Source organism: Rheinheimera mangrovi (assembly GCF_003990335.1).
Taxonomy (GTDB): Bacteria; Pseudomonadota; Gammaproteobacteria; order Enterobacterales; family Alteromonadaceae; genus Pararheinheimera; species Pararheinheimera mangrovi.
Genome location: NZ_CP034683.1, coordinates 3018622 through 3040406 on the forward strand (window position 1 = coordinate 3018622; position 21785 = coordinate 3040406).

Consider the following 21785-nt stretch of genomic DNA (forward strand, 5'->3'; position numbering starts at 1 on the left):
AACACGCGCCCGAACACCTAATTATTTTCGATAGGCTTAAAAGCAGTCAGCTTCAGACCCGCTATTCCGGTCAGTTGCTGCAATTGAGGAAGTTTTTGTTCCAGACGCTCTTTTTTCAGTTCAGGCCCAACCACCACACTGACCATAGACTGGCCCTGCGCATTAGTGGTTGAACGGGTAAAGGTAGTAAAACCCGCTTCTTTTAATTTTGCTACCAAAGCCGTGGCGTTATCTGTTTTGCTGAAGCTCCCCACACGTACTATCCAGGCTGTTTCGTTCAGAGCCGGGTTGCCTTTGGGTTCAACTGTTTTTTCTGTAACGGGCGCAGTAGAGGCTGTGGTTTGTGCAGAGCTGTCAGCAACAGGAACTGGAGCCAGAGGATTTTCTGTTGGCACAGGAATGGAGTCTGTGCTTGTTCCGCCTGCAGCTACTGCAACCATATCAGCGCTGTCTGTAGCCGCTTCGCTGCCCGGAGCCCCAGCAGTAACCTCAGCAAAACTATCATCCGGCAAACCCGCATCAACAGCAGTATCATTCACCGGAGTCGCTAGTAATTCCTGCTGTTTTTCCGCTAGTTGCTGTTTAGTAAACACCTGTTCCTGTTGCACTGTGGCAAATTCCGGCCGCTCCGGTATGGCCTTAAATTCATCTTTGACCACTTGCTTTTGCCCATCCAACAAATCAGGTAAAAAAACGATGGCAGCAATAATTAAAATGCTGCTGCCAATTAAGCGGTTTTTAAAGGCGCTGGTCATACATCTGTCTCCTTTTGCAGCGCTAGAACTGCCGACACTGTAACAAAAGAGCCGAAAATCACCAATAAATCATTAGCCTGCAGCGATAGCAGCGCCTGTTGGTAACCCGACTCCAAATCTGAATAACATGAATAACTGCTTTGTGCTGGCAACTGCTCAAGCAACATGTTGGCCTGTGCCCCACGAGCGCCAGGTAAATTCACCAAATGCCAGTGGTCTGCTAACGAATGAAAGGGTGCCAGGCTGTGCTCAATATCTTTATCTTTTAACATCCCAACCAACAGATGAACCCGAGCATAACGGCCTTTGATGAACTGAAGCTGAGCCGCCAAATAACCGGCCGACTGCGGGTTATGCGCCACATCCAATAAAATACCCGGAGTTTTACTCAGCCACTGCATCCGACCGGGCAGACTTAAAGCGGACAACACCTTTGCAACCTGTTGCTTTGAAGGCAATAAAGCCAAAACTTCAAGTGCAGTAAGAGCTGTGGCTATATTCTGCAGTGGCACTGCTGTCAGAGGTAACGCCTCGAGGCGAGTCTCTATACCTTGCCAATGAAAGCCTGCTTCTGTGACGCTATAAAGGTAATCCGTATTGATGCAGAGCAGTTGGGCCTGAATATCCTGGCCGTACTTCAATACCGACTGCGGCATATCAGTCTCACCTATCACGGCGGGCTTGTCTGCGCGGAACACGCCGGCTTTTTCGCGGCCAATGCTTTCGCGGTCTGGCCCTAAATAATCCTGATGGTCTAAATCGACTGTGGTCAGAATACTTAAATCCGGCTCAATAATATTGGTGGCATCCAGTCGACCGCCTAACCCCACTTCAATCAGGCATAAATCCGGTTGTTGTTGTTTCAAAAGATAAAAAGATGCCAGTGTGGTGAACTCAAAATAAGTCAGTTCAATGTCGCCACGCAATTGTTCAATAAAAGCAAAAGCCTCACACCAAAGATTGTCGGCTACATCTGTGCCATTGATGCGTAAGCGCTCGTTAAACTGCAATAAATGGGGAGAACTGTATACACCCACAGACAATCCCTGCACAGCGCAGAGCTGTTCAAGAGTCCGGGCTGTAGTGCCTTTGCCATTGGTACCGGCGATCAGTATTTTTTTGCCCGGCAGCAGATGCAAATCGGCACGCTGTGCAATCTTCAGCACACGGCCCAATCCCAATTCGATCTGATGTTGAGGATGTTTTTGTTCTATATAACAAAGCCAATCCGTCAGAGTCTGACAGGATTGGCTTGCAGGCGATAAAAAATTGGTCATAACACCTTATTAGGCGACGCGGTGTTCCTTAGCAGGAGCTGGCCATCGCATGAATTTAGCCACAAGTCGCGCAATTGTATCGCGCATTTGGCGGCGGTCAACAATCATGTCGATAGCACCGTGTTCCAGCAGGAATTCACTGCGCTGGAAACCTTCAGGTAATTTTTCACGTACTGTCTGTTCGATAACACGGGGGCCGGCAAAACCGATCAGAGCTTTTGGCTCTCCAATGTTCAAATCGCCCAGCATCGCCAGACTGGCAGATACACCACCCATAGTAGGGTCGGTCAGCACAGAAATATAAGGTAAACCTGCTTCACTCAGCTTAGCCAAAGCAGCGCTGGTTTTGGCCATTTGCATTAAAGACAATAGAGCTTCTTGCATACGGGCGCCACCACTGGCAGAGAAACAGATAAAAGGCACTTTGTTTTCAAGGGCGTATTCAACACCTTTGACAAACTTGGCACCTACTACAGACGCCATTGAGCCGCCCATAAAAGCAAATTCAAACGAAGCCACAACCACTGGCATGCCCAATAAAGTGCCGCGCATCACCACCATGGCGTCTTTTTCATTGGTTTCTTTTTGTGCAGCAACAATACGGTCTTTGTATTTTTTGCTGTCTTTAAATTTCAGCAGATCCTGAGGTTCCAGCTCTGCAGCCAGTTCCACCATACCACCGGTATCAAGGAAACTGTTTAATCTGTCTCTGGCACTGATACGCATATGGTTGTCACATTTAGGACAAACACCTAAGTTCCGATCCAGTTCTGCCTTGTACAATACAGCGTCACAAGAGGTACATTTAGTCCAGACCCCTTCAGGAATATTACGACGGGATGAAGACGAAGTTCTGGGCAGAATTTTTTCTAACCAACTCATAGTTGTTCCTTGGTATCGCAGCAGGGCTTGAGCCCAAACTTAGTTTATTGTGTAAAAAAGCGCCGATCATGCGGCTAACGGCGCTTATTAAAGCACAAAGCTATGATAGAACCTATAGCTAACTGGTCGTAGTAGTTAGCAAAAACTGTCTGGCAGGAACAGTGGCCCAAGAGGCATTTTAGGAATACCAAAGTGTTCGGGGTAATCCACATCCACCAGATATAAGCCTTCTGCTTTGGCCGTTGCAGCGGCTAAAGTCCGATCTTTCGCTGCCAGCAAGTCTGCAATCCAATCCGGATCTTTTAAGCCCATTCCCACTTGTAGCAAGCTACCTGTGATATTACGCACCATATGGTGTAAAAAAGCATTGGCTTTAATATCCAGCACAATAAACTGCCCGACCCGACTTAAATGCAGATGCATCAGATTACGGAAGGGGCTATGTGACTGGCATTGAATTGCACGAAAGGATGTGAAGTCATTTTCACCCAGTAGATGGACAGCAGCTTGTTGCATCAGTTCAATATTTAATTCCTGATGATAATGACTTAAACCTGCACCCAGAATGGCAGGCCTGAATTTATTATTGTAAATAACGTATCTATAACGGCGGGCTGTGGCGGAAAAACGGGCATGAAAATCATCTGATACCTGTTTTGCCCAGCGCACTGCAATGCCATCCGGCAGATTGGAGTTGGCCCCCATGATCCAGGCGCGCATGTCACGGTTGGCATCAGTATCAAAATGCACGACCTGGCCTGTTGCATGAACACCGGCATCAGTGCGACCAGCACAGGATAATTCAATAGTTGCATTGGCAACCTTGGATAACGCAGCTTCCAGATGACCTTGTACACTTGGCACTTCACGTTGCCTTTGCCAGCCAAATAAACCTACACCGTTGTATTCGATACCTAACGCAATTCGCATTCAGACTCCTATCTCTTAGGAGCTGAAGTATAACTCAGGCATGGAAAGAAACTCACGAGTTTTAACGGTCAGAGCCTTCATCCGACGATAAAAATGGCGGGTTAATTTGGCTTTGGTTCGTATCATGCGGTGGAAAAATTCAAGAATTGAAGGGCAGAGCTAAGACTCTACCCCTTTGCTTTAAAGCTGCTCTTTTAAGCTTTGAGCTTCTTGTTTGATATGCTCTGGTGCTGCAGAATTGAGTACTTTGTCAATCAGGTGTTCAGCACCATCCTGTTCACCAATTTCAATGTAAGCACGGATCAAATCCAGATCAGCAGCATAGCCTTGCTCAGCAGGGTCCAGTTCCGGTTCGTGTTGTGCAGCAATGAAATCCTGATAATCTTCCAGCCCAACATCTATATTGCGAACCGGATTTTGATGCTGATCGGACTCATCTTCAGAATCATCCAGTAATTTATCGAGCGCCAGTAATGAAAACTCTAAATCATTCGACTGAACCTGCTCCGCTTGCGCTGAACTTTGTTCTTGTTCTGCTATTTCAATTGTCCTATCCACAGGCTCAATATGAGGCTCCACTGGATTTAACTCAGATAACACAGCATCAGCTATCTGCTCGTCAGCCAGTCTGATTTCAGTGTCTGTTTGCGCATAGTCGGCCAACAAAGCATCAAAATCAGTCCCTTCCAAAGCATCAAGTTCAGCTGAGATATCTTCATTTGCCTGCTGTGTAGCTGCCGCATCCACAGCTAAGACATCAGAGCTTTGGATCTGGTCGTCATCCAACTCATCCTCTGACTCATCGCTTGGTGCGGCTTCGTCTGAGAATTCAAGATCTGGGTATTCTTCCAGTACTTTGCTTGGGTTCTCCACTGACAACGTTGCAGCAGATATGCGGCTGACAGTTAAATCTTCCTGTAAATCCAGATCGGGAACCGACTCGCTTAAAGCTGGCTCAATGGCCTGATCGGCAAGCTCTTGCCAGGCTTCATTTGACTCAACCTCATAACGGTCTTCGTCACTAACCTCGGAACTGTTTTCTGCTAACTGCTCTGATTGCGAATCAACTTCGTCGATCAACTCGGCCAAATCACCATGGTCTGCGTGAAAATTGGGTGGCATATCCACGGCTTGTTCCTGTACCGGCTCATCCGACAACAGTAAAGCAACATCATCCGGACTTAGCGGATAATCATCTTCGTCAAATTCGAGACTGGTATCAAAGGATGCAGCAGAGTCAATTGCAACATCATCTTCATGCACATTAAATTCATCTGGCTCAGGCTCACTAACAGCATCAAAGTCTGAGGCATCAGGCCTGTTCACTGTGTCTTCTAGCAAGGCGTCAATATCAATATCACTTTCATCTTCAAGAGACAGAACCTCTGGTTCTGATAATTCTTCATCAGCCAACGATTCGGCGAACTCGTCCAATTCTGAACTGTCAAAATGAGGCTGTTCAGGATTTACATCGACAACATCTTCTGCGTCTTCTGCCTGACTGTCGAATGTCTTATCCAATGAGGTATCCAATGCACCTTCTGCCCCGCCCACGGCTTCAGGCTCATCTTCTGTCACCACCAGTTCATCAAGTAACGAATCAAAGTCGACTTCTTCAACCTCTTCTATTTCATCCAGGTTGAACTCGTCCGTTTCGACAGAAACCGGGTTACTCAGATCAGAGGTATCGCTATCCGGCTCATCTAATTCAATTTCTTCAAGCAGCTCATCCAGTTCGTCTTCATTCTGTTCAGCTTGTTTTTGTTTTTGCTCTTCAGCTAACTGCTCAGCCACCGCCTGAGCGAATATATCTTCGCTGTCATCCAGCTCAGGTTCTTCGTCAAATAAGGCCGATAAATCAGCACCGGATAAAATATTGTTTGGATCAAAATCCTTGTTTGATTCTTTTACCGGTTGATCTAGCAAATCATCCAATAACTCATCATCCATTGAACTGGCGTCGAGCAAATCTTTGCTGTCCAGCAGGTCATCGTCATTCATCAGAATGTCGTCAAACTCATCAGCTCTGGTATCCAGTAACATATCATCATGTAAATCGATCGGCTCGTCATCCAGACGTATGCTTTTGCTGCCAGAATCTAACAAAGATTCATCCAGCGTCATCAGGCTGCTTTCGTCAAAGTCGAGACTTTCATCCAAAGGTGGTAAGGGTGAGCGATAACCTGGTTCTTGCTGAGGTACAGCAGTGGCCGCATTCACAATCTGCTCCGATTTTCTGGTTCGGCGCTTAATCCAGCCCACTACAGCAAACAACACAAACAAAGTAGGTAAAGTAGCCAACAGCACCCAGGACAGGCTACTGGAGGAAATATTTTGCCACAGTTCGGCAAAATTCATCCCTTGCTGTTCCCGCTCAATTTGGGCCTTTTGCTGTGCAAGCATTTCGGATTGTTGCGCAACCAGTAATTGCAGTTGCTGCTGAATTTCACTGTCTTTATCAACCTGAGACTTCATCAACAGCATTTGATCAGCCAGTTGATCCAGTTTATTTTTTAAGGCTGTGTTATCAGCTAAAACAGCTTCAACCGTAACTTTAGATTCCGCGAGCTTTCTTTGCAGATCAACCAGCTGCCCTTTTTGCAGCCCTTCAACTCTGCTTAACTCCTGTTTGATTTCTTGCTTAGCTTTATCAACATCTTTCTGTTGTGCTGTATTAACCCCTTGTTTCACTTTAGCCGCAGCTGCTGCGCGTACCCGATCTGCCCAAATCCGATCATCTTCTTCCGATTTGCGCTGCGCATCTACCGCATCCACCTGCAGTATTTCATCTACATTAGGAATAGCTAAAAATGATCCAACATTCAGATGGTTAAAGTTGTCATCAAGAAAAGACTGCGGGTTTTTCAGGTAAATGGCGTACATCACCTGATAAATGTTTAAACCTGGATGAGGGCGAACTTCTTCGGCAATACGCCATAAAGTGTCGTTTGGAGTTAAAGGACCGACCCTGCTGCGATCCGGATTTTCGGTGCTTTTAGGGCCCTTCAGACGCACAGTGGTGTCCGCAGTGGCGTTAGCACTGCAGATCTGCAACAAAATACTAAAAATGAGAAGCCCAACTAAACGCATCGATGATCCCTTAAGGCCGGAGATTATTTTTCTGACACAAAAACACTGCAAGCATCGTTCCATACCTGAATAGTAAACCAGAAGGATGCCACTGGCTACGCTTATAGATAATCTGCTCTGTTGCTTATATCGGCTGCAGAATCAAATGCTTTATCCTCTTCTCACCTGAAGCTGCAGCTTTGTTGAGATTAATTTGCGTATAGAAAACAACAAAGGCCCCATCAGGAGCCTTTGTTTAGTTTTAATCTGCGTTTACAGATAATCGCGAATTAGATGCTCAGCGATCTGAATACTGTTGGTGGCAGCACCTTTACGGATATTATCTGCAACAACCCATAAGTTAATGCCATTTTCGTGCGAGAAGTCCTGACGAATACGACCAACAAAGACGTCATCCTGACCCGCAGCATTGCCCACCTGAGTTGGATAATCTGCGTTGTCTTCCATCAGCGTGACACCAGGTGCGTTAGCTAACAAAGCTTTGACCTGCTCAACACTGATTGGCATGCGGGTTTCCAGATGCACAGCTTCGGCATGGCCATAAAACACCGGCACACGAACCGCAGTAGCATTTACGGAAATGCTGGCGTCACCCATAATTTTTTGGGTTTCCCAGTGCATTTTCATTTCTTCTTTGGTGTAACCATTGTCCAGAAATACATCAATTTGTGGGATACAGTTAAAAGCGATCTGGCGGGCAAACTTGCCGCCTTCTTCTAGAGGGCGACCGTTGAGCAACTGAGCTGTCTCTTTAGCTAATGCCTCAACGCCCTGTTGACCAGCACCAGCAACCGACTGATAAGTGGCCACATTAATACGGCTGATACCTACGGCATCATGAATAGGCTTTAAGGCCACCAGCATTTGAATGGTGGAGCAGTTTGGGTTGGCGATGATATTGCGGTTACGAAACTCAGCAATAGCGTGTGCATTCACTTCTGGCACCACCAGTGGAATATCGGCTTCGTAGCGGAAATGTGAGGTGTTGTCGATCACCACACAACCGGCATCGGCAGCACGAGGTGCATAAGTTGCAGAAACACTGCCACCCGCAGAGAACAAACCAATCTGCACCTTAGTCCAGTCAAAGGTCTCAGCATCCAGTACTTCGATTTGTTTACCCTTAAAGGTGATAAAACCACCGGCAGAGCGGCTGCTGGCTAAAGGATAAAGTTTATTTACCGGAAAATCGCGCTGTTCTAAAATTTCAATTAAATGCTGGCCTACTAAACCTGTAGCACCTAACACAGCGACGTCGTATTGCTGAGCCATGGTTATTCCCCTTTCATTTGTTACTGGCTGCTTTACCCTTCTTACTTGACGCTGCCGCATTGTTGACTACGCTCTTCGCCCCAGTCACATAGGACTACTATGCTCCTGGGGTCTCGTTCGCTTGTCGCCGCGCTGCAACGTCAATTAATTTGGGTGTTAAAACCTAATGTTGTTAAAAACTCAGGCACCTCTTGTCCTGTCAGCCGCACCGAGCTGTATTCACGCCGCGGTGGGTATGACTTTCTAAGCCAGTCAAAACCTTGTGTTTTCTTATCTTGCATCATGTAGAAACGAAACAAAGCATCGTCCCGGCGCACATCATATAACAGCCGGCTTAGATTTTGGACATCTAAAAGTCCAAAATTTGAATTTATTTTCAGCTCTGAAACCTGAGGCTCTGGCAGCACTTGCGCCAGAGTCTTTGCCGGGCTTAACCCCAACTGCTGGCAAAATGCCTGATACAGCATTTCTGTACCACGGGCTTTGCCTTCAATACTGTGTCCTGCAATATGAGCGCTGGCTATATCTGTATAAGGAATCAGCCTTAGATCCGGTTCTGGCTCATTAGCCCAAACATCCAGCACCAGCGGTCTTTTCAGACCAGACTGAGCTTCGACCAATAAATCCTGATTATTGGTCACTTCACCACGACAGGCATTGATCACGGCGCAATCAGGCTTAAGTAACTTTAAGGTCCGGCTGTTCAGTAAATCCACAGTGGCGTCAGGACCTGTTTTGATTAGAGGCACATGAAAACTGACAACATCCGCCTGAGGTAATAACTGCTCAAACGGAATATGCGGAAAATCAGGCTCGGCGGCAGCACGCTGTGGGTCGCAGCATAAAACCTTGATGGACAACGCCTCCAGAGCGTTCACCAGTAAACGACCTATATTGCCAACCCCTACTACACCCACAGTTTTTTGCTGCAAATTCCATTGGTATTTTTCAGCCAGCACAAAGATGCTACTCAATACATACTCAACCACAGACTGAGCATTACAACCAGGCGCACTGCTAAAACCAATACCCCGTTGTTGCAGATAACTCTGATCGATGTGATCGGTGCCGATAGTCGCAGTGCCGACGAATTTCAGCTGCGGGCTTTTTGATAACAGCTGCTGATTGACCTTGGTCACAGAGCGCACCAGCAGCACATCTGCATCAACAATCTGCTCAGCAGTTAAAGTGCGGCCATTGACCAGCGTTACTTCGCCTAATTCGGCAAAGAAGTCTTTGACGTACGGCATATTTTCGTCGGCGTATATCTTCATCTGTATCAGTCCACAGCCAGAATGGCGGTATTGTAACTACGCTCAATCCTTTGAGCTATCGGATTTGTTAATTTTTGACTCGCCAATAAAAAACGCTGCACCAGGCAGCGTTATTTGACAGCGGAAAAAATTAGCCCTGGTATTTTTGCATCACTAAGGTGGCGTTGGTACCACCAAAACCGAAGCTGTTTGACATCACTGTTGTCAGTTGAGCTTCTGTCGCTTTAGTCACGATATTTAAACCAGCAGCAGCTTCGTCCAGCGTATTGACGTTGATAGAAGGTGCAATAAAGTTATGTTCCATCATCAACAGCGAATAAATGGCTTCATGCACACCAGCAGCGCCTAAGGCATGGCCTGTCATGGCTTTGGTTGCGCTGATGGCTGGAGATTTGCCACCAAACACCTGCTGGATAGCACCTAATTCTTTGACATCGCCAACCGGAGTACTGGTACCGTGAGTATTGACGTAGTCGATTGGACCTTTCACGTCTTTCATCGCCATTTCCATGCAACGCACTGCGCCTTCACCACTTGGCGCTACCATGTCGTACCCATCTGAAGTTGCGCCGTAGCCTACGATTTCAGCGTAAATTTTAGCGCCACGTGCCAGCGCATGTTCCAGCTCTTCAACCACTAAAATACCACCACCACCGCTGATGACAAAACCATCACGGTCAGCGTCATAAGTACGGGACGCCAGTTCAGGCGTTTCGTTGTATTTAGTAGACAAAGCGCCCATAGCGTCGAATTCCATCGCTAAAGTCCAGTGCACTTCTTCACCGCCACCGGCAAAAATAATATCCTGTTTACCTAACTGAATCAGCTCAACAGCATGACCAATACAATGGGCGCTGGTCGCACAGGCAGAACTAATGGAGTAGTTCACACCTTTGATTTCAAAAGGAGTAGCTAAACATGCTGAACAGGTGCTCGACATAGTTTTTGGCACTGCATAAGGGCCCACACGTTTTACGCCTTTTTCACGTAAAGTATCTGCTGCTTCAATCTGAGTTTTAGAGGAAGCACCGCCAGAACCTACCACTAAGCCAGTGCGAAAATTCGACACTTGGTCAGGGGTTAATCCCGCGTCGTCAATGGCTTGTTGCATAGAGATATAAGCATAAGCTGCTGCATCGCCCATAAAACGTAAGGCTTTGCGGTCGATTAACGCCGCAGTATCAATTTCAATCTGGCCCCAGACCTGTGATCTCAGGCCCATGTCGGCAAACTCCTGTGACGCTTTAATACCTGAGCGTCCGGCTTTTAACGATTCCAGCACTTGCTGTTTATCGTTACCAATACTGGATACTATGCCTAACCCTGTGATCACTGCTCTTTTCATGCTTGCTCCAAACAAAAAATCGGATGTCTTTTAGTAATTGCGCCACATTGTACGGAGTTTCTTTTCGAAACTGGTCCGCTTTCAGCGCACAGCTGTACACTATTATCTATTTATATTGCGGCTAAGTTACAATACCTTATTCTTTTTCGATAGGGTTTGACTTCATTGCAACAGGCTCAAGTTCACTACAACGACGCTGGCACACCGGTTTCCGACCTGTTTGGCGATATTTATTTTTCCGACAATGGCGGCCTGGACGAAACCGATTATGTGTTTTTACATAAAAATCAGTTACCTGAACGTTGGTTTACTCATCCGCGCCCATTTTTTCATATCGCAGAAACTGGTTTTGGCACAGGCTTAAACTTTCTGCTGACCTGGTTGCGGTTTCGCCAGTACAAAGCGCAGTCCACCACTTGTCAGCGTCTATACTTCAGCAGTTTCGAAAAATATCCCTTTAGTAAAGCAGACTTAACCAAAGCTTTAACCGCCTGGCCCCAACTGGCTGAACTGACAACTTTATTAGTACAAAACTACCCTGTAGCTTTGCCAGGCCCACATCGAATGACTTTTGATGATGGCTCTGTGGTACTGGATTTATGGCTGGGAGATGTGAATGAATTGCTGCCGCAAGTGCCGGAGCATAATAAAGTTGATGCCTGGTATTTAGATGGTTTTGCCCCCAGTAAAAACCCGGATATGTGGCAACAAAATTTGTTTAATCAGATGTTCAGGTTGAGTCACAGCGGCACAACAGCTTCCACCTTTACCTGCGCAGGTTTTGTCCGTCGTGGTTTAAATGACGCAGGTTTTTTTGCCAGAAAAACCAAAGGCCATGGCCAAAAACGCGAAATGCTAATTGCAACTGCTGAGCAGGCAGCCGAATTGACTGCAGATCAGCCTAACCAAATCACAGTGATAGGTGCTGGTGTCGCGGGTATTAATGCTGCTTTTGCGTTATGGCAAAAAGGATTAAAAGTTCAGTTGCTGTGTGCGGATGCAGAAGCGGGTATGGGGGCATCCCACAACCGCCAGGGCGCTGTTTACCCTAATCTGCATGCGACTTACGATCTGATGTCGTCTTTAAGTTGCCAGAGCTTTTTATATGCCAGGCAGTTTTATGAGACCTGGCTGGAAAAATTAGCAGTAGCGGCTGATTGGTGTGGTGTATTGACTCTTGCCTGCAACGAAAATCTTATTAAACGTCAACATAAAATCCAGCAGCAAGCCTTTGCCTTAAGCGGCTTGTTTAGTCCTGTCACCAAAGAGCAAGCCTCACAAATCGCAGGGCTTGAATTGCCTTATGACGGCTTATTTTTTCCAACCGCAGGCTGGTTATGTCCTCAAGACTATTGCCAGCAGATGGCGCACTGGCTTAGCAGCCAAGGCGTTGAGATTCTTTACAGTACTCAGGTGCATCAAATTAAAGAGCATAAGCACTACTGTGAACTGGAAAGCTCCGCTGGAACATTGCATGCGACAACAGTGGTTTTGGCCACAGGGGCGCTATTAAATGCTCTTGCGCAGCAGGAGTCCTTTCCACTTCGACAAATTCGTGGCCAGGTCAGTCATCTGCAAAGCAGGACTATGACGCCACTAAAAACTGTGGTGTGCCATCAGGGTTATATCACCCCAGCCCACCAGCAACTGCATTGCGTTGGAGCGACCTTTGACCGCAGCAGTGGACACAGCGAAGTTCTGGCAGAAGACAATCAACAAAACCTCGATTTAGTCAATCAAACATTAGGGCAACCCGATTGGTTTGATGATGTTGAAGTGATGTCTGCCAAAGCAGGTTTACGTGCCACTGTACCGGATCATATGCCTGTGCTTGGTAAGCAAAAACAGCTATGGAGGTTTGGCGCTTTAGGCGCTCGGGGGTTAACCTGGGCCCCACTACTGGCTGAAGTATTGGCTTGTGTCATTATGAAAGAGCCACTACCTTTAACGGTACAACAGCTGGATAGCATTGATATACAACGCTATCTTCGCCACAGCACTGTGGAATAATCCCTTTGAACTTACTTTTTGCTGAAGATGATAAACTACTGGCCCAGTTGTTTCAGTTACAAGCTGAAAGTGCGGGCCATCAGGTTATTTGGGCAGACAATGGTGATGCTGCAGTGCAGCAGGCGTTAAGTTACCAGTTTGATCTGATTTTTATGGATATTCAGATGCCAATACTGGATGGCGTCAGCGCAATGCAGATGCTACGTAAGTTGGGCTACGACAGGCCTATTGTTGCCATGTCGGCCGAAGAGGTGACAGCTGTTGGCTTTGATTTAGTACTGAAAAAACCACTGCTGTGGCCAGAGGTTCAACAGCAACTGACAAAGTTTAAAGCTATTCCTTCGATAACATTAGAACTGCCAACAGAGCTGAAAGAGGCTTATCTGGCACATGCTAAACAGTTATTGCAGCAACTGGTTGTGCTCTCAGAACAACAAAATTGGATTGATTTTATGGCAATTGTGCATCAACTTAAAGGCAGTGCCGCCAGCTTTGATTTAGCCCCTTTGAGTCAGTTGGCCGCTCAATTACAAAGTGAATGGGAAACTATACCGTTAGGGCAAAGGACAGAGCGCGCCACCTATTTTCTGGAGCAGTGCAAGGCATGCAAACTAAAGTAAAAGTGCGGGAACAAAAAATATTGCTGGTGGACGATCTGGATTACAACAGACAATTGTTACGCAACAATCTGACTGCGTTATTTTCCAGAGAAAAATTAAAATACAAAGCCTTCAGCTATTTTCAGGCTCATAACGCTTCTTCAGCTTTGCTCACTTTCAGCCAGCAACTACCAGATATAGTGTTTTTGGATATTGAATTACCTGATGGTTCAGGTCTTGAATTGCTCACGCGCTTTAAAGAACAAAAACCAGATTGTTTTGTCGTGATGGTCAGCGGCGTAAGCACGCTGGAAAATGTCAAAACCAGCATAGCTTCAGGCGCGGCCTCATTTATCGTCAAACCTTTTACCGCAGATAAAATTCTGGCGGTGTTAAAACAGTTTGATCGTTACTACGACAAGCTACCAAAAGCTGCTTCCGAACCCCTGATCCAAAAGCCCTGAACCATCAGGGCTTTTCCATTTGAATCACTACACGACGGTTTTTGGCGCGGCCTAATGAGCTTTCATTCGAAGCCACATGACGTTTTTCACCCAAACCTTCGGTGCGTATTCTGCTTTTCTCCAGACCAAAACTGACCAGCTTGGTTTTGATGGCTTCAGCGCGTTTTATCGACAGCTGCTCATTCATCCAACGACCACCAAAAGAGTCACTGTAAGCCTGAATATCAATACTCTCGATGCTCTGATCATGCTTTAAATACTGTGCTATTTGTTCTAAACGCTTTTTAGAGGCTTTGGTCAGCTCATCGCCACCTGATTCATAGGTCAATACGGTAAAGGCAATATCGTCAAAGGTGTAGGGCAGCAAGGCACTGACACACTGGGTAAACTGATCCATTGCTTCAATAAAATGCACAGGATTCAGTGATACGCTGACCTTGTCATAAGGACTGTACCAATCAGAGAAATAAAAAGTTGGGCTATAACCTTGCTCCAGCTCCGTCAGCATAATCCAGCTTTCCGCCTTGCCTAAATCACCATCAAACTGTTTTAGCATTTTCATGCTGCTGATGGCTTTCGCCTGCTCGCCCGGACGCCAGACCGGTGGTACTGACAGCACTTCTGCCAAAGCGTAATGGTCAGGTAAACGCAGCATATTCAGTTCAAACTGCATATTCAGCTCTTTGCCAGCCATACTCCTGAAAAAAGCTTCACCAAAATGAGGAACAGGATGGCTGAGCTCACAGACTAAAGGCGAATTTTGCTTTAAAGCCCAGGTGGACTGGTCCAATGTAGCCGAATACTGACGCAATCCAGCTTCCGCTTGCGTAGCAGAAAGCAAAAACAGCACCAGCCAGAGCTTATATCGCATAGGTTTCCCTTTTTTCATCTCAACACCCGTTGTTTTTCAACTTCAACCAGGACAAACAAGGTACTCAAACAAGACGCTTCGCAATTTATTTGGCATAATACCTGCCAATCTTATCAGGACACAGGCCTTATGACTCAAGCTTTACATCCGTTAGCACAACGTTTTCGTGGCTACTTCCCTGTTGTTATCGACGTAGAAACCGCAGGCTTTAATGCAAAAACAGATGCATTGTTAGAAATCGCTGCAACTTTGTTGACTATAGACGAAAAAGGCATGCTTGTTCCAAGCCAGACTTTGCATTTTCATATTGAACCTTTTGAAGGTGCCAACATGGAAGCAAGCTCTTTGGCTTTTAATGGTATAGACCCCTACAACCCTCTTCGTGGCGCGGTTTCAGAGCGGGAAGCCCTGACTGAAATTTGTCGTGCTGTACGTAAAGCTCAGAAGGATGCCGACTGCCAGCGTGCTGTGGTTGTGGCTCATAACGCTGCTTTTGATCAAAGTTTTTTAAATGCAGCTATTGATCGAATTAAATTAAAACGATCGCCTTTTCATGCTTTTGTGTCTTTTGATACTACGACCTTGTCAGCCCTGGCTTTAGGTCAGACGGTTTTGGCCAAAGCCTGCAAACAAGCCGGTATTGATTTTGATAACAAAGAAGCGCACAGCGCTTTGTATGACACAGAACGCACGGCTGAACTGTTTTGCTACATAGTCAACCGTTGGCATCAACTTGGCGGCTGGCCGCCACCTATGCTGATGGATGATAGTGAACCACAAGAAAGTACGCTGTCTGATCCGGCTTAATCGATTCGAATTTATAAATAATGATGTAGAAATACAAAAGGCAGCCTGAGCTGCCTTTTTGCTTCAAACGCAAAATTACTCTGCGCTTTCGCTGTTGTGTTTAGCTGCAGTCTCATTAATTAACGGCTGCAATTCACCACGCTGGAACATTTCCAGAATAATGTCACAACCACCAATCAGCTCACCTTCAACCCATAACTGCGGGAAAGTTGGCCAGTTGGCATATTTTGGTAATTCAGCACGGATATCCGGGTTTTGCAGAATGTCGACAAACGCAAAAGGTTGGCCACATGCAATCAGGGCTTGAGAAGCCTGAGCTGAAAAACCGCAACTCGGGAATTTCGGCGAACCTTTCATATAAAGAATGATTGGATTATCAGCCAACTGTTGTTCAATTTTCTCAATGGTTTCCATCTTCAGCCTCTGGCACTACTGGGTTTAAAAATTTATCTCATTTTACGCTGAGTTCGTTTATTTCGCACTTGAGATTTTACAAAGTGCCCCAAGAATATGGGGAGCAGACACTTGCATTGCAATAAGCTCAGGCTGTGAAATTTACGACTAAAACTTGAGTAATTTAGTCGGGTTTTGTAGTCTACGCGATGCAGACCCCATAAACAACGCCTACGGAGAACGACAATGGCTTTCGAATTACCAGCATTACCTTTCGCAAAAGACGCATTATTACCTCACATCTCTCCTGAAACTCTGGATTATCACCATGGCAAACACCATAACGCCTATGTTGTGAAGCTGAATTCATTAGTTGAAGGTACTGAATTTGCCGGTAAGTCTTTAGAAGATATTATCCGTACTTCTCAGGGTCCGGTATTTAACAACGCAGCGCAAATTTGGAACCACACCTTTTACTGGAACTGCTTATCACCAAATGGTGGCGGTGAACCAACTGGCGCTTTAGCTGCTGCAATTACTGCACAGTGGGGCTCTTTTGCTGCATTCCAGACAGCTTTTAATGACAAAGCTGTTAACAACTTCGGTTCAAGCTGGACCTGGTTAGTGAAAAAAGCAGACGGTTCTTTAGATATCGTTAACACCAGCAACGCTGGCACGCCACTGACTGATACTTCAGTCACTGCGCTGATGACAGTGGATCTGTGGGAACATGCCTACTACATCGATTTCCGCAATGCTCGCCCAACTTACTTAAATGCCTTCTGGGCATTAATCAACTGGGAATTTGCTGCGAAAAACTTCGCTGCTTAATTTGCTGTTGTTGTAAATCTTTAAGCCCGGCTTGCCGGGCTTTTTCTTTTGTTCCGAATTAAAAACCAGCCCTCAATTAAAGTTCTGCCTTACTGTTCTGTTCACCCATCGCTACAAAAAAAATTCATATTTTTCTGTGAATTAGTTGAGCGAAGCGCTTTTTTACTGTCTAACCTTACATCAGTGGCTTTATTTGCATTCAGTTCCCACAGACCAGTTTCGGAGGTGCACTATGGGCATTTTTGAGCACTACAAATCTAGATACGAAGCAGCCAAAGAAGAGGAATACAGCATCCAGGAATATCTGGAGCTGTGTAAAAAAGACAAAAGTTGTTATGCAAGCGCTGCCGAGCGTTTGTTAATGGCCATAGGTCAACCTGAGCTGATTGACACAGCACAGGACTCAAAACTCAGCCGCCTGTTTTCAAACCGTGTGATAGGCCGTTATCCGGCTTTTGCCGAGTTTTATGGCATGGAAGACGCGATAGAGCAAATTGTCTCCTACCTGAAACACTCAGCTCAGGGACTGGAAGAACGCAAACAAATTTTATACCTATTGGGTCCGGTCGGGGGCGGTAAATCATCCTTAGCTGAAAAGCTAAAATCGCTGATGCAGCAGGTTCCTGTGTATTACATTAAAGGCTCACCTGTTTACGACAGTCCTTTGTGTCTGTTTGATGTGAACGAAGATGGCAATATTCTGGAGCAGGAATACGGCATTCCCAAACGTTACCTGAAAACCATTATGTCACCCTGGGCCAGTAAACGTCTGCATGAATTTAACGGCGATATCAGCCAGTTTAAAGTGGTAAAAAAATACCCCTCTATTCTGGATCAAATCTGTATAGCTAAAACTGAGCCTGGTGATGAAAACAATCAGGACATCGCATCTTTAGTGGGTAAAGTGGATATCCGCCAGTTGGAGCATTTTGCCCAAAACGACCCGGATGCCTACGCCTACTCAGGCGCTTTATGCCGAGCCAATCAAGGCCTGATGGAGTTTGTTGAGATGTTTAAAGCGCCTATTAAGGTGCTGCATCCACTGTTAACTGCCACTCAGGAAGGTAATTACAACGGTACTGAAGGTTTAGCCGCCCTGCCCTTTGAAGGCATTATTCTGGCACACAGTAATGAGTCGGAATGGCAGACCTTTCGCAACAACAAAAACAACGAGGCCTTTTTAGACAGGGTTTATATTGTCAAAGTGCCTTATTGCCTGCGGGTGTCTGAAGAAGTCAAAATTTATGAAAAACTGTTGGAGCATAGCGAATTAAAAGTCGCACCTTGCTCTCCGGCGACTTTAACCTCCTTGGCACAGTTTGCCGTATTGTCGCGTTTAAAAGCGCCAGAGAATTCCAGTTTATATTCAAAAATGCGGGTCTATGACGGCGAAAGCTTAAAGGATACAGATCCAAAAGCTAAGTCTTATCAGGAATACCGTGATTACGCCGGTGTGGATGAAGGCATGTCGGGCTTATCGACCCGCTTTGCCTTTAAAATTTTGTCACGGGTGTTTAACTTTGATTCCACCGAAGTAGCAGCTAACCCAGTGCATTTGTTTTATGTGCTGGAGCAACAAATAGAACGGGAGCAATTCCCGTCCGATGTGGCCGAGCGTTATCTGGAGCATTTAAAAGGCTATTTAATTCCGAAATACATCGAGTTCATTGGCAAAGAAATTCAGACGGCCTACTTAGAGTCGTACTCTGAATATGGCCAGAATATTTTTGACCGTTATGTCACTTATGCAGACTTTTGGATCCAGGATCAGGAATACCGAGACCCGGAAACTGGTCAGCTGTTTGACAGAGCTGCGCTGAATGCTGAGCTTGAGAAAATTGAAAAGCCAGCAGGCATTAGCAATCCAAAAGATTTCCGCAATGAAATCGTCAATTTTGTGCTGAGGGCCAAAGCCAAAAACAATGGCAAAAACCCAACCTGGACCAGCTATGAAAAACTTCGCACTGTGATAGAGAAAAAGATGTTCTCCAGCACCGAAGAGCTGTTGCCTGTGATTTCCTTTAACGCCAAAACTTCCACAGACGATCAGAAAAAACATGATGATTTTGTCGACCGGATGATGGAGAAAGGCTACACCCGTAAACAAGTGCGCTTACTGAGCGAGTGGTATTTACGGGTTCGTAAATCGCAGTAAGGTCAGAGCCTTGGAGGTTGTATGGCGCATTTTATTGACCGACGCTTAAATGGCAAAAACAAAAGTGCTGTTAACCGACAGCGCTTTATTCGCCGCTATAAGCAGCAAATTAAACAAGCTGTGTCCGATGCCATCAGCAAACGCAGCGTCACTGATATCAACAACGGTGAAAAAGTTTCTATTCCGGGCAAAGACATTACGGAGCCTTTTTTCCATCAGGGTCAGGGTGGCCACAGAGAACGGGTGCATCCTGGCAATGACCAATTCAGCCCAGGCGACAAAATCAAACGCCCTCAGGGCGGACAAGGGGCAGGTTCTGGCCAAGGCGATGCCAGCGCTGATGGCGAAGGCGAAGACGAATTTGTATTCTCGATTTCTAAAGACGAATACCTGGATTTGTTATTTGAAGATCTGGAACTTCCTAATCTGAAAAAAAATCAGTTGGATAAACTGGTACAGTACAAAAATGTGCGGGCTGGTTTTCGCTCTGAAGGCGTGCCTACCAATATTGATATAGTGCGTTCCTTACAAGGCTCTCTAGCCCGCCGTGTCGCTATGACGGCCGGTAAAAAACGCGAATTGCATGAACTGGAGGCAAAATTAGCCTTAGTCGAAGCTGAACCTGTGCCGGATCAGCATCAACTCATGGCACTGCGCGAACAAATTGAGCTGCTTGAAAAACGCATAGGCGCAGTACCTTTTATCGACAGCTTTGATTTACGCTTTCGCAATTTCCAGAAGCGCCCTGAACCTACCAGTAAGGCAGTGATGTTTTGCCTGATGGATGTGTCAGGTTCTATGGATCAGGCGACAAAAGATATGGCCAAACGTTTTTATATCCTGCTTTATATGTTTTTAAGCCGCAGCTATAAAAATGTCGAAGTAGTCTATATCCGCCATCATACCCAAGCTAAGGAAGTGGACGAGCAAGAGTTTTTTTACTCACAAGAAACTGGCGGCACTATAGTATCCAGTGCGCTAAAAATGATGGCCGATATAGTCAAAGACAGATATGACCCGGCACAATGGAATATATACGCAGCTCAGGCCTCAGACGGTGATAACTGGGCCGATGACAGCCCGCAATGTGCCGATTTACTGGCACAACAAATTTTACCTTTTGTGCGTTATTACGCCTATATCGAAATTACCCCAAGGCCCCACCAGAGCTTGTGGCTGGAGTACGAAAAATTGCAGCAGAGTTTTGATAACTTTGCTATTCAGCCGATACGGCAAGTAGCAGACATCTATCCTGTATTTCGTGAGCTCTTCAAAAAACAGGCTGCTTAGCTACTGACTTCAGGGAGTTGCTTATGTCTTCTGTTGAACAAAAACAACCTTTATCCGATGGCCCGGACTGGAGCTTTGAATTATTAGGCCAGTATCAGGCAGAAATTGAACGGGTCGCCAAACTATACAAACTGGACACCTACCCCAATCAGATTGAAGTGATTACCGCCGAACAAATGATGGATGCTTATTCCAGTGTCGGTATGCCTATTGGTTATAACCACTGGTCCTATGGCAAAAAGTTTATCCAGACCGAGCAAAACTACAAAAGAGGTTTTATGGGGTTGGCCTATGAAATAGTGATCAACTCCAACCCTTGTATCGCCTATCTGATGGAAGAAAATACCATGACTATGCAGGCGCTGGTGATGGCGCACGCCTGTTATGGTCATAACTCTTTTTTTAAAAACAATTACTTATTTCGTACCTGGACTGATGCATCGTCCATTATCGATTATCTGGTATTTGCCAAACAGTACTTAAGTCACTGCGAAGAAAAATACGGTATCGGCGAAGTGGAAGATATGCTGGATTCTTGCCATGCACTGATGAATTACGGTGTTGACAGATACAAAAGACCACAAAAAATCTCAATGGACGAAGAGCAAAAGCGTCAGAAAGATCGAGAGGCTTATCTGCAGTCTCAGGTCAATCAGCTGTGGAAAACCATTCCGAATAAAGGCGATTTGTCTGCCGAACATGAATACCGTTTTCCTTCCGAGCCTCAGGAAAATATTTTGTATTTTATTGAAAAAAATGCGCCACTGCTCAAACCCTGGCAACGTGAAGTGGTGCGTATAGTACGGAAAATTTCGCAGTATTTTTATCCGCAAAAACAAACCCAGGTGATGAATGAAGGCTGGGCAACCTTCTGGCACTACACCATATTGCAACATATGTATCAGGAGAATTTAGTCACAGACAAGTTTATTCTGGAAGTGCTGCACAATCACACTAATGTAGTATTCCAGCCCGAATACCACAGTAAATACTATTCAGGAATTAACCCTTATGCTTTGGGGTATGCCATGTTTACCGACTTACGCCGCATTTGTGAGCACCCGACCGAAGAAGACAAAGAATGGTTTCCGGATATTGCGGGCTCGGACTGGCTGGAAACTTTGCATTTTGCCATGCAAAACTTTAAAGATGAGAGTTTTATCAGCCAGTATTTATCACCAAAAATTATCAGGGATTTTCATTTGTTTGCCATCACAGATGATGACAAAGAAAGCACGCTGGAAGTGGCTGCTATTCATAACGCTGAGGGCTACCAGCAAATCCGCCAAACCTTGTCAGCTCAGTATAACTTAAGCAATATTGAACCCAATATTCAGGTGTACAGCGCTGATATCACAGGGGATCGCAGCCTCACCTTAAGATTTATTCCTAATCAGCGTATTCCACTGTCAGACAATTTCCAGCAGGTGCTGAAGCACGTACACCGGCTTTGGGGTTTTAATGTGCAACTGGAGCAACAAAACGAAGATGGTAGCGTGAAACTCTTAGGGAGTTGCCCGCTGTAAGACTGGGTCAGATT

General features: G+C 45.8%; 18 protein-coding genes. 8 read left to right on the forward strand and 10 right to left on the reverse strand.

From position 1 onward, the window contains the following. Nucleotides 1-17: 17 nt before the first annotated feature. From EK374_RS13555 to fabB, 8 genes are all read right to left on the reverse strand, one after another. Nucleotides 18-755: an SPOR domain-containing protein gene (locus EK374_RS13555; RefSeq protein ID WP_127024567.1), complete on the reverse strand. Its 738-nt coding sequence runs from the start codon at nucleotides 753-755 to the stop codon at nucleotides 18-20. Continuing rightward, nucleotides 752-2032, reverse strand: coding sequence for a bifunctional tetrahydrofolate synthase/dihydrofolate synthase (gene folC / locus EK374_RS13560; RefSeq protein WP_127024569.1), 1281 nt, complete (start codon nucleotides 2030-2032; stop codon nucleotides 752-754). The genes EK374_RS13555 and folC overlap by 4 nt, the downstream gene beginning before the upstream one ends. Before the next feature lie 9 nt (nucleotides 2033-2041). Next, nucleotides 2042-2914, reverse strand: a complete 873-nt coding sequence (gene accD, locus EK374_RS13565) for an acetyl-CoA carboxylase, carboxyltransferase subunit beta (RefSeq protein WP_127024572.1) — start codon at nucleotides 2912-2914, stop codon at nucleotides 2042-2044. A gap of 135 nt (nucleotides 2915-3049) precedes the next feature. Next, nucleotides 3050-3844, reverse strand: coding sequence for a tRNA pseudouridine(38-40) synthase TruA (gene truA, locus EK374_RS13570; RefSeq protein WP_127024575.1), 795 nt, complete (start codon nucleotides 3842-3844; stop codon nucleotides 3050-3052). Between the two features lie 180 nt (nucleotides 3845-4024). After that, complete coding sequence (locus EK374_RS13575; protein ID WP_164731879.1) at nucleotides 4025-6934, reverse strand: FimV/HubP family polar landmark protein; 2910 nt, start codon at nucleotides 6932-6934, stop codon at nucleotides 4025-4027. Nucleotides 6935-7186: 252 nt separating this feature from the next. Continuing rightward, nucleotides 7187-8206 (reverse strand): aspartate-semialdehyde dehydrogenase, encoded by a 1020-nt coding sequence (locus EK374_RS13580; protein ID WP_127024581.1) that lies wholly within the window; start codon nucleotides 8204-8206, stop codon nucleotides 7187-7189. 140 nt (nucleotides 8207-8346) lie between these two features. Further along, entirely contained in the window at nucleotides 8347-9480 is a 1134-nt protein-coding gene (locus tag EK374_RS13585) for a 4-phosphoerythronate dehydrogenase (protein WP_127024584.1), read from the reverse strand. A gap of 130 nt (nucleotides 9481-9610) precedes the next feature. Further along, complete coding sequence (fabB, locus tag EK374_RS13590) at nucleotides 9611-10825, reverse strand: beta-ketoacyl-ACP synthase I (protein ID WP_127024587.1); 1215 nt, start codon at nucleotides 10823-10825, stop codon at nucleotides 9611-9613. A 165-nt stretch (nucleotides 10826-10990) separates the two neighbouring features. Here fabB and mnmC point away from each other — a divergent pair, with 165 nt between their 5' ends. From mnmC to EK374_RS13605, 3 genes are read left to right on the forward strand one after another with little or no spacing between them, the layout of a single operon-like run. Continuing rightward, on the forward strand, nucleotides 10991-12835 hold the full coding sequence (mnmC, locus tag EK374_RS13595) for a bifunctional tRNA (5-methylaminomethyl-2-thiouridine)(34)-methyltransferase MnmD/FAD-dependent 5-carboxymethylaminomethyl-2-thiouridine(34) oxidoreductase MnmC (RefSeq protein ID WP_233280254.1): 1845 nt from the start codon (nucleotides 10991-10993) through the stop codon (nucleotides 12833-12835). 5 nt (nucleotides 12836-12840) lie between these two features. Continuing rightward, nucleotides 12841-13455: a response regulator gene (locus EK374_RS21060; RefSeq protein WP_127024593.1), complete on the forward strand. Its 615-nt coding sequence runs from the start codon at nucleotides 12841-12843 to the stop codon at nucleotides 13453-13455. Next, nucleotides 13440-13898, forward strand: a complete 459-nt coding sequence (locus EK374_RS13605) for a response regulator (protein WP_127024596.1) — start codon at nucleotides 13440-13442, stop codon at nucleotides 13896-13898. The genes EK374_RS21060 and EK374_RS13605 overlap by 16 nt, the downstream gene beginning before the upstream one ends. A 4-nt stretch (nucleotides 13899-13902) precedes the next feature. On the opposite strand, the gene EK374_RS13610 is transcribed toward EK374_RS13605, so the two are convergent. Further along, nucleotides 13903-14769 (reverse strand): OmpA family protein, encoded by an 867-nt coding sequence (locus EK374_RS13610; RefSeq protein WP_127024600.1) that lies wholly within the window; start codon nucleotides 14767-14769, stop codon nucleotides 13903-13905. A gap of 129 nt (nucleotides 14770-14898) precedes the next feature. On the opposite strand from EK374_RS13610, the gene rnt reads away from it, so the two are divergent. Further along, complete coding sequence (gene rnt, locus EK374_RS13615) at nucleotides 14899-15576, forward strand: ribonuclease T (protein ID WP_127024603.1); 678 nt, start codon at nucleotides 14899-14901, stop codon at nucleotides 15574-15576. 75 nt (nucleotides 15577-15651) lie between these two features. Here rnt and EK374_RS13620 read toward each other — a convergent pair whose 3' ends face one another. Then, on the reverse strand, nucleotides 15652-15990 hold the full coding sequence (locus EK374_RS13620; protein ID WP_127024606.1) for a Grx4 family monothiol glutaredoxin: 339 nt from the start codon (nucleotides 15988-15990) through the stop codon (nucleotides 15652-15654). 225 nt (nucleotides 15991-16215) lie between these two features. Between EK374_RS13620 and EK374_RS13625 the strand changes: the two genes are divergently transcribed. The 4 genes from EK374_RS13625 to EK374_RS13640 all read left to right on the forward strand — a co-directional run bounded on the left by EK374_RS13625 (nucleotide 16216) and on the right by EK374_RS13640 (nucleotide 21771). After that, nucleotides 16216-16800: a Fe-Mn family superoxide dismutase gene (locus tag EK374_RS13625; RefSeq protein WP_127024609.1), complete on the forward strand. Its 585-nt coding sequence runs from the start codon at nucleotides 16216-16218 to the stop codon at nucleotides 16798-16800. A 232-nt stretch (nucleotides 16801-17032) separates the two neighbouring features. Beyond that, on the forward strand, nucleotides 17033-18955 hold the full coding sequence (locus tag EK374_RS13630) for a PrkA family serine protein kinase (protein WP_127024612.1): 1923 nt from the start codon (nucleotides 17033-17035) through the stop codon (nucleotides 18953-18955). A 21-nt stretch (nucleotides 18956-18976) separates the two neighbouring features. Next, nucleotides 18977-20245: a YeaH/YhbH family protein gene (locus EK374_RS13635; protein ID WP_127024615.1), complete on the forward strand. Its 1269-nt coding sequence runs from the start codon at nucleotides 18977-18979 to the stop codon at nucleotides 20243-20245. Between the two features lie 23 nt (nucleotides 20246-20268). Then, entirely contained in the window at nucleotides 20269-21771 is a 1503-nt protein-coding gene (locus EK374_RS13640) for a SpoVR family protein (RefSeq protein ID WP_206099206.1), read from the forward strand. Nucleotides 21772-21785: the final 14 nt, after the last annotated feature.

What these genes read in the sequence shown, in the direction of transcription:
- EK374_RS13555 (WP_127024567.1), bottom strand. Translation starts at nt 755, where the DNA reads ATGACCAGCGCCTTTAAAAACCGCTTAATTGGCAGCAGCATTTTAATT.
- folC (WP_127024569.1), bottom strand. Translation starts at nt 2,032, where the DNA reads ATGACCAATTTTTTATCGCCTGCAAGCCAATCCTGTCAGACTCTGACG.
- accD (WP_127024572.1), bottom strand. Translation starts at nt 2,914, where the DNA reads ATGAGTTGGTTAGAAAAAATTCTGCCCAGAACTTCGTCTTCATCCCGT.
- truA (WP_127024575.1), bottom strand. Translation starts at nt 3,844, where the DNA reads ATGCGAATTGCGTTAGGTATCGAATACAACGGTGTAGGTTTATTTGGC.
- EK374_RS13575 (WP_164731879.1), bottom strand. Translation starts at nt 6,934, where the DNA reads ATGCGTTTAGTTGGGCTTCTCATTTTTAGTATTTTGTTGCAGATCTGC.
- EK374_RS13580 (WP_127024581.1), bottom strand. Translation starts at nt 8,206, where the DNA reads ATGGCTCAGCAATACGACGTCGCTGTGTTAGGTGCTACAGGTTTAGTA.
- EK374_RS13585 (WP_127024584.1), bottom strand. Translation starts at nt 9,480, where the DNA reads ATGAAGATATACGCCGACGAAAATATGCCGTACGTCAAAGACTTCTTT.
- fabB (WP_127024587.1), bottom strand. Translation starts at nt 10,825, where the DNA reads ATGAAAAGAGCAGTGATCACAGGGTTAGGCATAGTATCCAGTATTGGT.
- EK374_RS13605 (WP_127024596.1), top strand. Translation starts at nt 13,440, where the DNA reads ATGCAAACTAAAGTAAAAGTGCGGGAACAAAAAATATTGCTGGTGGAC.
- EK374_RS13610 (WP_127024600.1), bottom strand. Translation starts at nt 14,769, where the DNA reads ATGCGATATAAGCTCTGGCTGGTGCTGTTTTTGCTTTCTGCTACGCAA.
- rnt (WP_127024603.1), top strand. Translation starts at nt 14,899, where the DNA reads ATGACTCAAGCTTTACATCCGTTAGCACAACGTTTTCGTGGCTACTTC.
- EK374_RS13620 (WP_127024606.1), bottom strand. Translation starts at nt 15,990, where the DNA reads ATGGAAACCATTGAGAAAATTGAACAACAGTTGGCTGATAATCCAATC.
- EK374_RS13625 (WP_127024609.1), top strand. Translation starts at nt 16,216, where the DNA reads ATGGCTTTCGAATTACCAGCATTACCTTTCGCAAAAGACGCATTATTA.
- EK374_RS13630 (WP_127024612.1), top strand. Translation starts at nt 17,033, where the DNA reads ATGGGCATTTTTGAGCACTACAAATCTAGATACGAAGCAGCCAAAGAA.
- EK374_RS13635 (WP_127024615.1), top strand. Translation starts at nt 18,977, where the DNA reads ATGGCGCATTTTATTGACCGACGCTTAAATGGCAAAAACAAAAGTGCT.
- EK374_RS13640 (WP_206099206.1), top strand. Translation starts at nt 20,269, where the DNA reads ATGTCTTCTGTTGAACAAAAACAACCTTTATCCGATGGCCCGGACTGG.